The following is a 13,592-nucleotide window of genomic DNA, read 5'->3' as shown; positions in this document are numbered from 1 at the left end:
ACCATTAGAATAGTGTTAAATTTATTTAAGAATTAAAAAAGCTAAAATTATAGCTAAACAATTCTTAATTTCTATAAACGAAAATCAATTTCTCCATAATTGATGCTTGATTTCGTTTCGACCTACGTTTTTTTTCAATACCTACTAATGGTAGTTTAGACATCACTGGTGTTTGAACTGTTCCTCACATCGTTTTCGTTCTTCTTTTGAAGAGTGAAATTATAGTCTATTGTGTATTGGGAAGAAACCGAAAATCCCTTCAAAGAGTAGGTAATCTAAATTTTGGTTTATATGAAAAAATTACTATTTCTAACCAGATTAATTTGTGCAATGGTGTTAATTTCAACGCCCTCCTTCGCACAAAAAGTAAATCAACCTGACCTCAAAGACCTCAAAAAAGAAGCAAAAATATTCCCTAACTCTGCAGGGCAATTAGAAAATCAGGGGTTTACTACTTCAACTAACACCGTAAACTTATCGAATGACAAATCTTCCGGTTGCTTTGCAACGATGGAAAGTGCGGATAAATCGCCTCAAAATGTAATCTATACGGTACGAGACGAAATTCAACAAAAACTAAAATCAAACGCAAAAGTGACGCTTGACTTATTTGTAATGAGTAAATGTCCTTTTGGAGTAATGGCTGAAGAAACGCTTTTACCATTAGTAAAAGAGTTTGGCCATCAGGTTGATTTTCGACTTAATTTTATAGCCAGCGAAGAACTTGTTGGTGATCAGAAAGTATTTAGCAGCATGCACGGACAAGAAGAAATCGATGAAAATATCAGACAACTTGTTGTAGCGCGTGACTATCCTGAAAAGCTAGTTGCTTATCTTACGGCAAGAGCAAAAAACTATACTGATAATAACTGGCAACTTGCCGCTTCTGAAGCCGGTATTGATATACAAACATTAGACTTAGCCTCTAAAAGTGCTGAAAGTCAAGCACTATTCAGAAGCAATATTAATTTAGCACAAACAGCAGGAATTAATGCCTCTCCGACACTTTTAATTAATGGGGAACAATACCGCAATCAAATTATCACAACGGCTTTGCCTACTGCTTGTCAGATTGGCACTGACCCTTTTACCGGCTCAGGATATGTAGTTTGTTCTGCCGGTCCAACGGGAGCTTGGATTTCCGCTAATAACTCAGGTATTTATCATGCTACATACATTTGTCAAAGTTTAGGTTATAATGCTGTAGGCAGTTATGGCGGAACTTGTGGCTCTGTATGTGGTTACTGTACCGGCGGAACGAGTTGTAGCAGTCCACAAGTCACTACCACTTTTGACGGTAGTGGAAACGGAGGCACTGATGCGTATGGTTTAATTCTTCGCTATACGGTGCAATGGCAATGTGTAGGAGTTCTTTGTACACCACCAACTATAAATTGTCCGACCAATATTAATATGGGTAATACTTCCGGTCAATGTGGCGCCAATGTTACTTATCCTGTAGCCACTACAACCGGCACCTCTCCTACTGTGACTTATTCCATTCCATCGGGAAGCTTTTTCCCTTTAGGTACTACCACAGTAACTGCCACGGCAACCAATAATTGTGGAACACAGAGCTGTACATTCACTGTAACGGTAAATGATACACAAACGCCAACGATTGCTTGTCCGGCCAATATAACAGTTAACAATACTCCGGGACAATGCGGGGCTAAAGTTTGTTATACTACTCCGGTTATAACAGAAAATTGCCGTCCGGCTGCACCGACAGGCTATACTTATAAAGCAAGTTATGGTAATAGTTATTACTATCAATCGACCGCACTAATGAATTATGCTACGGCTCAAAGCAGTGCTATTGCAGCCGGCGGACATCTCGCAGTAATAACTTCGGCAGCAGAAAATAATGCGCTCAATGCCAGTGGTGCCGGATTCGGTTGGATAGGTGGAAATGACCTAATAGCGAATGGTGTTTGGGAGTATATTACTTGTGAATCCTCTTCATATACAAATTGGTGTGGTGGAGAACCCAATGGAGGCAATTTTGAAAACCATCTTGAATTTGAAACCGGAGGATGTTGGAACGATTTAGTGAATACTGCTTTCCGTTATTCCATCATAGAAATTGAAGGCGCAAAACTGACTCAAACTAACGGTTTGGCACAAAATGCATTCTTCCCGGTTGGCACAACTACCAATACTTTTGTAGCTACCGATGCAAGCGGCAATACAAGTACTTGCAGCTTTACTGTAACAGTCAATGATACCCAACCACCGGTGATAACATGTCCTACCAATATTGTAGTAAACAATACTCCCGGTCAATGTGGTGCCAATGTAACTTTTGCTGCCACTGCCACTGATAATTGTGGAACGGCTAACCTAAGTTATAGTCCGGTATCGGGTTCATTCTTTAGTAAAGGAACCTCTACCGTAACAGTAACCGCTAATGACGGCCATGGCAATACTGCCAGTTGTACCTTCACGGTAACCGTTAACGATACAGAAGCACCAAGCATTACTTGTGCACCAACAGTAGTTGTAAGCAACACACCCGGACTTTGCTCGGGTACCGCAACACTAACAGCACCTGTTATTACAGATAATTGTTCTGTAGCACCTCAAATGTCAGTTAACGGAAGTTTTGATTCCGGTAGTGACAATTGGAATCAATGCGGCAATAATGTAGAAGCTTATGGCACAGAAGCCGGATATGGTGGCACTAATCCTTTTAACGCCGTAGCTGAGATTGATCATGAGCCGGTATCTTTATGTCAAAGCATTAGCGGTTTTGTAGTCGGTCAAACCTATCAGTTGACTTTCAGAGCTTCTAGAAGATCAGGCGCACCACCAACAGTAGGGACAGTAATTACTCTTGATGGTGGAGCTTTAAATACCACGGTTAGTCGTTCTAATAATATTTTCAATTTAACACCTGAAACGCTAACATTTGTGGCTACACAAACTACGCACCAATTAACATTTTTACCTTCACCGGGTTGGGGTGGTACCGTTGGATTCATTATTGATGACATCTCAATCAATCGTCAATTCATCAGCAACAATGCTCCTCCAACCTTCCCGTTTGGAAATACAACTGTAACCTGGACAGCAACTGATGCTTCCGGTAATACGGCTTCCTGTAATCAAACGGTAACTGTTAATGATACAGAAGCGCCAACTATTACTTGTCCGGCTAATATTAATGTTGATATGGATCCCGGTTCGTGTGGTGCTGTAGTTACTTTTGCAGCTTCAGCTTCAGATAATTGCGGAACAGCTACAATTAGTTACAGCCCGGCATCGGGTTCACTATTTGCCGTTGGCACTACAACTGTTACGGCTACTGCTGATGACGGTCATGGCAATACCGCAAGTTGTACCTTTACAGTTACGGTGGATTTACTAGATCATGTTAACTTACAATGGCCTCCTAATGCTACTATTTGTCCCGGCGGTAGTTTTACTGCTTACGGACAAGTTTATGAGCCAAATGTAACCACTGTTATTGGCCAACAAGGGGCAAACATTGAAGTGCAATTCGGTTACAGTAGCACTAACACCAATCCTTCAGGATGGTCTAATTGGTTCCCTACCTTGTTTAATCAATATGGTGGCGGTCCAAATAATGATGAATACTATTATGACTTTAGTTCAAACGTTCCCGGTACTTATTATTATACTTTTAGATACCGACAAAATGGTTGTACTTGGCAATATGGAGGATTCCAACAATGGGATGGTGGTACTTGGGATGGTACCAATTATGTAAGTGGTGTATTGACCGTTCAATCTTTGGATTGGGCTAACTTACAATGGCCACCAAACGCAACCATTTGTCAAGGTTCGAGCATGACTGCTTACGGACAAGTTTATGAGGCGGGCGTAACTCCGGGCGGAGGTTCTCAAGGTGCCGGAATAGATGTTCAGTTTGGCTATAGTACCACCAATACTAACCCTTCAGGTTGGTCAAATTGGAGTACCGCTTCCTTTAATCAATTTGGTGGTGGATTTGCTAATGACGAATATTATTATAATTTCACGCCGCCGAGCAGTGGTACTTATTACTATACTTTCCGTTACCGACTAAATGGTTGTTTATGGCAATATGGTGGGTTTACTAATGGTGGAGGATACTTTTGGGATGGAACTAATTCTGTTAGCGGAAGTGTTAACGTAAATCCAACAACCGTTGGCGGTGCAGTAAGTGGCGGAACCTCAATTTGTCCGGGAGAAACGAGTGCTTTATTGACGCTGTCAGGACACACGGGTACTATATTGCGTTGGGAAAGCTCAATATTCCCATTCTTAAGTTGGGATCCTATTGCAAACAACACAACCAATTATACTTCAGGACCGTTAGCCGAAACTACACAGTTTAGAGCGGTAATACAAAGTGGTGTTTGTTTACAAGAAAACTCAGCCACTACAACAGTGATTGTTTATCTGACATATCCCTTCTTTGCGGATAATGATGATGATGATTATGGAGCCGGCCCGTCAATTCTGTTATGTTCTGACGATGCTAACAATGCCCCAGAAGGATATAGTGTTGACGGAACCGATTGTGATGATACTTTGGCCGACCGACATGAAACTTTCCCGTTCTTTGTAGATGGTGATGGTGATGGTTATGGTGCCGAAGGTTCTACTGCGATTCAATTGTGTGCCGTAGACGGAGACACACCTCCGGAATCTAACTATTCTGTAAATGATGATGATTGTAATGATGGGGTTTTTGATATCAATCCTGGTGTTGCCGAAATTCCTTTTGATAATATCGACAACAATTGTAATGGTACATTATATGACGGTCATCCCCTAATTGTAGTTCATGTACTTTCTCCTAGTTGTGGCGGTATTAATCATGGTTTGAACAATACCATTAATTGTACAGAAATTTATTTAGGCGAAGGATTTGTTATCGGTTACCGCTTTAAAGTGACTAATTTATCCACAGGACAAGTTGATTACGTTGATACAGTTCAACATCATTTCAAACTGACAGATACCGACATTTACGCATATGGCACATCCTACTCTATTCAAGTAGCAGCTATTGTTAATGGAGAAGTACAAGGTTATAATGGTTCTGTTTGTACATTGACCACCACTAACGTGGCAACAACAAAAGTGGTTAATTCACAATGTGGTTCAACCCTATTGTTTATGAATTCTACCATCAATGCTAATGCGGTAAATTCTGCAATAACGTATCGTTTTAGAGTGGCTCGTGCCGATGCGCCTGGAATATACTATTACACCGGTGAGCGTAATTTGCCGAACTTTAATTTGACCATGCTAACGGTTCCAGTAGGTTTCTTAACCTATGCTACAGAATATAAAGTAGCTGTTCAAATTAAGATTAAATTAGCTAATATCACAGCTTGGTCACAATTTGGACAAGTATGTTCCATCTTCACACCACAACCGCCTACAAGCTCTATAATATCATCTCAATGTGAATTGGTGGCTAGTAGTTATACCCAAGTGATTAATGCTACGCCATTTGCCGGAGCAACACTTTACCGCTTCTTGTTGACGCATTATGATGAATTTGGTGTCTTAGATTACCAACAATATCAAGATAGTGCAACTCCAAGTTTTACGCTAAGTATGTTTACAGGATTACAACCTAATACTGTATATAGTGTTGCTGTCTCAATGCAATTGTATGGAACTTTTGTTCCTTATGATAAAGATTGTAGCATAACTACACCACCATCAGCGAAAGCCGAAATAGAGCTGCCATTTAATGCTACTGCTTATCCGAATCCTTATACTGAAAACTTCCTGATTAATGTTAAAACCACTAACATTGAAGCTATTGCTATCAAAGTATATGACATGGTAGGCAGATTAGTAGAGCAAAGAGTCGTAAAAGTTAACGACCTAGAAAACACAACTATCGGAGAAAGATATCCTTCGGGAGTTTATAATATTGTAGTTTCTCAAGGGGAAGAAGTAAAAACTCTTCGTGTCGTAAAACGATAAAGCAATTAGTTTTGACAAAGAAGGCATTCCTTACGGAGTGCCTTTTTTTTATTTATAACTGAACATAGAGTAATTTTAAAGTCATTGCTTTATTAAGCATTACAGCTTCAATGTGGCTTAATTGTTAGCTACCTAAAAGTCTGTTTAAATTAACTTTACAAACGATTTCCTTTTTCATGTATACCACAAGTCAACCTATTAATTAACCAACCTTGTTGAGTTTTCTGTATCTTTGTTTGGCAATCATCAAGTACAAAATCATGAAAAACAATTACTTAATCACGCTTTTACTTTTAGGCCAGTTTGTTGTAACAGCCCAAACTTTTGAATGGCTGCGTACACCAAGTATTACTTTTACTTCTAATCCGGCAATGATTAGTTATCCGACTGCCTCTGACCAACAAGGAAATACTTATATCTGTGGATTAAAAGATAATGCTACTCCTTACACGGATATATTTGGGAATCTTGCTTTACTTAAATATGACGCTAACGGTACATTAATTTTTACTAAAAACATCAACGGTAATGTACATGCTTATAAGATGGCTACTGATAATGCCGGAAATCTGTACTTGGCTGTAGGTTATCTGACTTCAATTACAATGGGCAATTTTAGTTTAACCAACAATTTACAAAACGTAAATCCGCTGTTGTTAAAATTCAATGCTAATGGTGAACTCCAATGGCATAAAGTCATCCCGGGTGATTTTACCCAACATTTTAATGCAATTGCCATTGATAGTCAACAAAATGTTTTTATTGGTTACGACGATTATCAAAATTCCTTTATCGAAAAATTAGATGCCAATGGCAACACACTTCAACTAATCACTCAAAGCGAAGTAAAACTAATTAGCGCGGTAAGTGTAGATACGGAAGGTAACATTTATGCTGTTGGTTCTTGCGCTGAAACAAGTGCCAACTTTAATGGGACAGTTATGCCCGCCCCTTTTTTATACAATATATACTTGGTTAAATACAATCCGACCGGACAAATGCAATGGATGCATTATGTAGAAGACATCACTTGTCCCGAACCTATGGTGATTGCCCGAACACCGGATGAAGTTTATTTCAGTTCACACCTTTTTGATAATTTTACTATTGGCAACATAACCTGCGAAGGTCCGGTAAATAGTACCGATTTCTTTTTGGCTAAATTGAATGCAACGGGAACAGTACAATGGGTAAAAGAAGTTCCGGGAAGTGGTGGAGCCGAAATTGGTCACCGCAATTTCTTAACGCTAGACAATCAAGGTAATATTTATATGGCAGGAAAAACTCAAGGAACTATTCAATGGAATGCCAATGTGAGTTCGCAAACCCAATTAGGTTTCAGCAGTGATGTTTTAATCTTAAAATATTCCCCACAAGGAGTCGTACTTTGGGCTAAAACCGCCGGTGGAAGTTCTGAAGACAGAACCGATGGCATCAGTGTTTTGTCGGATGGAAGCATCCTAATATCCGGTATGGCGAATGACGTAATTTCTTTTGATAATTTAACCGCAGGAACAGATGATTTTCAGTATTATCCATTTTTGGCCAAATTGAGTCAGTCTTCCTTAGAAGTTCCAATCAATCCTCAAAATTCATTTATAGTTTATCCCAATCCGACTAAAGAGTTACTGACATTTTCATCGAATGGTTATCGGGGTAAGGCCGAATTATTCACCATTTTGGGACAACGCATAAAAAGTTTCGATGTTACGACTGACGTAACGGTACTGAACTTAAGTGAAATTGCTACGTGCAGTTATTTTCTTAAGATTGACCAACAAGTAGTCAAAATCATCCGGAATTAATTGGCCGATATGACAATTGTCATTTTTATTGGAAAAAACACGAACTACTTTTGTCCTCATAAAGTAGTAACATGTCGATTTCTTTAGTCCAAAAATATAACGTTCCCGGTCCGAGATACACCAGTTATCCGACAGTTCCTTATTGGGATGAAGAATCATTCTCTGATTCCCAATGGCAGCAAACATTCTTGCAAAGTTTCAAAGAGAGTAATACTTCGGAAGGCATAAGTCTCTATATACATTTGCCTTTTTGTGAAAGTTTGTGTACGTTTTGCGGTTGCCACAAACGAATTACCAAACGACACGAGGTAGAACATCCTTACATTGAAGCTGTTTTAAAAGAATGGGATTTGTATTGCAATTTATTTTCGGAGAAGCCTATTATCAAAGAGATTCATCTTGGTGGAGGAACACCCACTTTCTTTTCTCCGGAAAACTTAGAGCGTTTGATTACCGGAATACTACGCAAAGCCAAAAGAGCCAATGAATACGAATTCAGTTTTGAAGGGCATCCTAATAACACAACCCGAGAACATTTACAAAAGCTCTATGATTTAGGTTTCAGAAGAGTGAGTTTTGGCGTGCAAGATTATGCCGAAAAAGTGCAAACAGCCATTCATAGAAACCAACCGTTTCACAATGTGGCCAAAGTAACTTTTTGGGCTAAAGAAATAGGCTATACTTCTATTTCGCATGATTTGGTTTTCGGCCTGCCGTTCCAAACATTGGACAATGTCATTGACACCATTGAAAAAACCAATTCACTTTCCCCAAACCGATTGGCTTTTTACAGCTACGCACATGTGCCTTGGATAAAAGGCAATGGCCAACGAGGATTCAAAGATGAAGATGTACCTAAAGATGATGAAAAACGCCAACTCTATGAAGTGGGTAAAGCATTACTCTCAGAAAAAGGGTATCATGAAATTGGAATGGATCACTTTGCCTTAGCAGACGATGCAATGTACAAAGCCTTTAAAGCCGGAAAACTTCACCGCAATTTTATGGGGTATACGGCTTCGAAAACACAACTAATGATTGGCTTAGGTGTTTCATCGATTAGTGACAGTTGGTATGCTTTTGCCCAAAATGAAAAGGAACTTGAAACCTATTATGCCCGTTTGAACAATAATGAATTACCGGTTTACCGTGGTCATGTGTTGAGCGAAGAAGACTTAATTATTCGCCGTCATATTCTTAACTTGATGTGCCAATTTGAAACTTCATGGAAAGATGACAACTTATACTTTAGAGAACTTCCCGAGGTATTACGCCAACTCCATGAAATGGAAAACGATGGATTATTACTAATTCAACCCAATAGTTTGGTCGTAACTGAAAAAGGGAAAGCTTTTGTTCGCAACATTTGTATGGCTTTTGATTTGAGATTGAAACGCAAAACACCACAAAACCAGTTGTTTTCTATGACCGTTTAGATTTTTCCTACTACTTTTTAAAGCAATTCTTGGAAAGAAAATTCTATAAGCTCTACTAGGAGCTTTTTTTATTTATCCTATTTTGGGAACTGTTTAAAATTTTATTTGAAAAATTTGAATCAGAAATTTCTTTTCATTTAATTTGGATAATATTTAAACAGAGAAAGCTGAAAACTGTAAAGAGTAGGCAAAAATTAAATCGTAAAAAAAATGGTTACAGTTGTATTATTAATAGTTTTCGCACTAGCATTTGGTACCATGTGGGCGCAAAAAAAATTTAAAATTATTGAGAGAAACATTGACGGACATTTTCAAAAATTAAATTACAAACCTATTGTTTTTAGTATTTTAGCCTTACTTTTTATCTTCGTTCAACCCTACGAAATGAAAAAGATTGAAGCCGGTTATCAAGGATTATTAGTGAATCTTGTTGGTGATTCAAGAGGAGCATCCACTATCAAAGAAGTATCCGGATGGAAAATATACAATACTTGGACAGAGGAAATTCATCAAATACCACTTGACCAAAGAACCATCAGATATGAAAAACAAAGTGTTATTGCCAAAGGTGGTTTCCCATGTGATATTTCGCCAAGCTTTAATCATTCTGTAAAAAGAGCAACCAGTTCAGACATGTTTACCAATTTAAGAACTTCATATAGAAGCGGTGGCTTAGAAGCCATTGAAGGTGGCTGGCTTGAAATTGCTATTCTTGGAGCGGTTAGTGATGTAGCCAACAAATGGGTAATAGATGATATTTTCAACAATCGAAGCGGATTTGAAGCTGCCATTGTTGTAGAAGCCAATAAACGTGTTGGAAAATGGTTTACCATATCACAATTAAGAACCAATATACAGCCACCACCAAGTATTGTTGAATCTATTAAAGCAAAAGCATTAGCGGTTCAAGATGCTATTACTTCTGAGTCACAAGCTAAGGCCGCAACAGCAGATGCGCAACGAAAAATTGCATTGGCTAAAGGTGACAGTGCCACAGTGGTAATTCAAGCGAGTTCAGAAGCTGCGGCATTAAAGCTTAAACAAAGAGAACTTACCCCTTTATATGTTGAATACATCAAAGCGCAAAAATGGAATGGTGAGCTTCCAAAAACAACTTTAGGGAATGCTACACCAATGATCAATTTAAAAGATTAAGACGATATTTCTAAATAAAAAAAGGTGGCTCAATTGAACCACCTTTTCTATTTATAAACTATAACTATTTAAGCTAAATCATAACGGTCTGCATTCATTACTTTAGTCCAAGCCGCTACGAAATCGTTCACAAATTTTTGTTTGTTGTCGTCTTGGGCATATACTTCAGCGTAAGAGCGCAACACCGAGTTAGAACCAAAAACCAAATCAACTCTAGTAGCCGTAAATTTAGTTTGGCCGCTTTTTCGGTCTACAATATTATACGAATTTTTACCTGTAGGTTGCCAAGAGAAATTCATATTGGTCAGGTTAACAAAGAAATCATTGCTCAATACGCCTTCGTTTTCGGTAAATACGCCGTGTTTAGTACCACCATAATTGGTGCCTAAAACGCGCATTCCGCCAATAAGAACGGTCATTTCCGGTGCAGTTAATCCCATCAATTGGGCTTTGTCTAACAACATTTCTTCCGGCTGAACAGTATAGTCTTTTTTCAACCAGTTTCTGAAACCATCGTGTAATGGTTCTAATACTTCAAAAGATTCGGCATCGGTCATTTCAGCTGTTGCATCTCCTCTACCCGGTGTGAAAGGCACTTTAACGCCTGCCGCTTTTTCAACTGCAGCAGTTCCACCGAGTACAATCAAATCGGCTAGAGATACTTTTTTACTCAATCCGGATTGGATTTCTGTCAGTTTTGCTAACACTTTATTCAAGCGTTCCGGCTCATTGCCTTCCCAGTCTTTTTGTGGGGCTAAACGAATACGAGCACCATTAGCACCACCACGATAATCAGAACCACGGAACGTTCTAGCGCTGTCCCAAGCAGTGTTGATTAATTCCGTAGACGTTAAGCCGCAGTTTAATATTTTAGCTTTTAAATCTTCGATTTCTGTTTCAGTAAGGGTATAATCAACCGCCGGAATCGGGTCTTGCCAAATTAATTCTTCTTTAGGTGCATCGGCTCCTAAATAACGACTTCTTGGTCCTAAATCACGGTGGGTTAATTTGAACCAAGCTCTGGCAAAGGCATCTTCAAAAGCTTTTGGGTCTTTTTGGAACTTCTCTGAAATTTTGCGGTACTCAGGATCCATTTTCAAAGCCATATCGGCATCGGTCATGATTGGATTTCTGCGCACGCCTTTGATATGAGCATCAAACGGTTTGTCTTCTTCGGCCATATTAACCGGATCCCATTGCCAAGCGCCGGCCGGACTTTTAGACAATTGCCAATCGTGGTTTAATAAAATATCAAAATACGTATGGTTCCATTTGTCGGGATGCGAAGTCCAAGCACCTTCTAAACCACTGGTAATGGTATCGGCACCGTTTCCGTTTCCTTTTGGATTTAACCAACCAAAACCTTGAGTTTCTATGTCAGCTGCTTCCGGTTCCGGACCTAAAGCATTGGCATCTCCGTTTCCGTGTGCTTTCCCTACAGTATGACCACCGGCAGTTAACGCTACGGTTTCTTCATCGTTCATGGCCATTCTCAAAAAGGTTACGCGCATGTCTTGAGCCGTCTTTAAAGGATCAGGATTACCGTCAACCCCTTGCGGGTTCACATAAATTAACCCCATCATCACGGCTGCCAACGGATTTTCTAAATCTCTTTTACCCGAGTAACGGCTTTTTTCACCACCGGATGTCGCTAACCAAGTATTTTCTGAACCCCAATAAATATCTTTTTCAGGGTGCCAAATATCTTCACGACCACCGGCAAAACCAAAAGTTTTAAAGCCCATCGATTCATAAGCCATGTTACCGGCTAAGATCATTAAATCGGCCCAAGAAATTTTGTTTCCGTATTTTTTCTTGATAGGCCAAAGTAATCTTCGGGCTTTGTCAAGGTTACCGTTATCCGGCCAACTGTTTAGAGGAGCAAAACGCAGGTTACCGGTTCCGCTACCGCCACGACCATCGGCTATACGGTAACTTCCGGCACTGTGCCATGCCATACGAATCATCAATCCGCCATAGTGACCCCAATCGGCAGGCCACCAATCTTGACTTTCGGTCATTAAGGCTTTCAGATCATTTTTTAAAGCTTCGAGGTCTAATTTTTTGAATTCCTCAGCATAGTTGAAATTTTCACCCAGCGGATTAGTCTTGGAATCGTGTTGGTGTAAAATGTCTAAGTTAAGGGCATTGGGCCACCAAAAACTGTTATTGGGTACGTCTGAACCCTGTTTTACTTGAGCACCTGAGAAAGGACATTTCCCGGAACCGTTAGCATTGTTTTCCATATTGTAAATTATGTTTGTTGTTTAAAACTTATAGTGCTAAGTTACGACAGAACCACTTATCAAAAAATTAATTTTGATAGAAAAAAACTATATTAAAAGTTGTCCTTGCCTATATAACCTTTGCAATAGATTGAATATAAACCTACTGCTTGTTTGTAGGAAATATAAAATATAATATTTATGTTCGCAAATGAATTTAAATCAACAAAGTAAAAACAATATTAGTTATGAAATTTTTTAAACTTCAACTCCTTTTTAGTTTACTATTGGTAAGTACGTTTGTCTCAGGGCAAAACCAATGGTTTAGTACTTATACAGATTCAGTAGCTTTAATCAAAGAATCGAATCGTTTATCCGAATTATTTAAAGCTGATATTAAAAAACTCAAACCTGAATTGGATTTTAAAACCGGCGTACTCTTAAACACTACACCCTATCTTATTTTTTATGGTGAAAATGATACGGTTAATTTACCGCTTTGGTCACAAGTAATACCACCGATTAAAGGTTTCACTGCTCAAGTAGCCGGAAGTGAAGCCGATGGAGAAAGAATGTTTGGCTTATTCTTTAATGGTTTTTATTTACCGCATGAATTAGGACATGCATTACAAGATTATGTCGATAAAAAAAATGCGAATGTTAGCTTTAAAAACGAATATCTGGCCAATGAAATAGCTATGCTATGGTGGCGCAAACAAGGAAAAGAAAAAGAATTGAAAGCTTGTTACGAATTGGCTAAATCAATGTATGCCAAACTCCCCAATCCGGTTCCGGAAGGCCAAACAGCTGAAGAGTATTTCACCAAAAATTATGAGCAAGCAGCCGGAGATCCTTTTGTATATGGCTACATGCAGTTTGCCCAGTTTATAAAAGTATATGAAGACCAATCACTACCTGATTTTGACATCTACATAACCAACTATTTCAAAAAGTTAGATTAATCATTAATAAGTATAAAAAGAAAAAGACACATTTTGAATGTATCTTTTTCTTTT

6 protein-coding genes are annotated in these 13,592 nt (G+C 38.9%); 5 read left to right on the top strand and 1 reads right to left on the bottom strand.

The features are described from left to right. Nucleotides 1–291: 291 nt before the first annotated feature. The 4 genes from ICG50_RS10385 to ICG50_RS10370 all read left to right on the top strand — a co-directional run bounded on the left by ICG50_RS10385 (nucleotide 292) and on the right by ICG50_RS10370 (nucleotide 10,351). A complete protein-coding gene (locus tag ICG50_RS10385; protein WP_187660848.1) occupies nucleotides 292–5,955 on the top strand; it encodes an HYR domain-containing protein in 5,664 nt (1,887 codons plus the stop codon). Between the two features lie 260 nt (nucleotides 5,956–6,215). Continuing rightward, on the top strand, nucleotides 6,216–7,760 hold the full coding sequence (locus tag ICG50_RS10380; RefSeq protein ID WP_187660847.1) for a T9SS type A sorting domain-containing protein: 1,545 nt from the start codon (nucleotides 6,216–6,218) through the stop codon (nucleotides 7,758–7,760). A gap of 71 nt (nucleotides 7,761–7,831) precedes the next feature. Then, nucleotides 7,832–9,196 (top strand): oxygen-independent coproporphyrinogen III oxidase, encoded by a 1,365-nt coding sequence (gene hemN / locus ICG50_RS10375; protein WP_187660846.1) that lies wholly within the window; start codon nucleotides 7,832–7,834, stop codon nucleotides 9,194–9,196. Nucleotides 9,197–9,406: 210 nt separating this feature from the next. Further along, nucleotides 9,407–10,351 carry an SPFH domain-containing protein gene (locus ICG50_RS10370; RefSeq protein WP_187660845.1) on the top strand — a complete coding sequence of 315 codons (945 nt, stop codon included), beginning with the start codon at nucleotides 9,407–9,409 and terminating at the stop codon, nucleotides 10,349–10,351. Between the two features lie 68 nt (nucleotides 10,352–10,419). On the opposite strand, the gene katG is transcribed toward ICG50_RS10370, so the two are convergent. Then, complete coding sequence (katG, locus tag ICG50_RS10365) at nucleotides 10,420–12,597, bottom strand: catalase/peroxidase HPI (RefSeq protein WP_187660844.1); 2,178 nt, start codon at nucleotides 12,595–12,597, stop codon at nucleotides 10,420–10,422. Nucleotides 12,598–12,824: 227 nt separating this feature from the next. Between katG and ICG50_RS10360 the strand changes: the two genes are divergently transcribed. Further along, a complete protein-coding gene (locus ICG50_RS10360; RefSeq protein ID WP_187660843.1) occupies nucleotides 12,825–13,538 on the top strand; it encodes a hypothetical protein in 714 nt (237 codons plus the stop codon). Nucleotides 13,539–13,592 lie beyond the last annotated feature (54 nt).

It is taken from the genome of Flavobacterium buctense (genome assembly GCF_014486695.1).
Taxonomy (GTDB): Bacteria; Bacteroidota; Bacteroidia; order Flavobacteriales; family Flavobacteriaceae; genus Flavobacterium; species Flavobacterium buctense.
Note: the sequence above shows the minus strand (reverse complement) of the source record. Positions and strands in the feature narration are given on the sequence as shown.

Excerpts from the sequence above, each read along its gene's own strand:
- hemN (WP_187660846.1), top strand. The coding sequence starts at position 7,832 with ATGTCGATTTCTTTAGTCCAAAAATATAACGTTCCCGGTCCGAGATAC.
- ICG50_RS10380 (WP_187660847.1), top strand. The coding sequence starts at position 6,216 with ATGAAAAACAATTACTTAATCACGCTTTTACTTTTAGGCCAGTTTGTT.
- ICG50_RS10370 (WP_187660845.1), top strand. The coding sequence starts at position 9,407 with ATGGTTACAGTTGTATTATTAATAGTTTTCGCACTAGCATTTGGTACC.
- katG (WP_187660844.1), bottom strand. The coding sequence starts at position 12,597 with ATGGAAAACAATGCTAACGGTTCCGGGAAATGTCCTTTCTCAGGTGCT.
- ICG50_RS10360 (WP_187660843.1), top strand. The coding sequence starts at position 12,825 with ATGAAATTTTTTAAACTTCAACTCCTTTTTAGTTTACTATTGGTAAGT.
- ICG50_RS10385 (WP_187660848.1), top strand. The coding sequence starts at position 292 with ATGAAAAAATTACTATTTCTAACCAGATTAATTTGTGCAATGGTGTTA.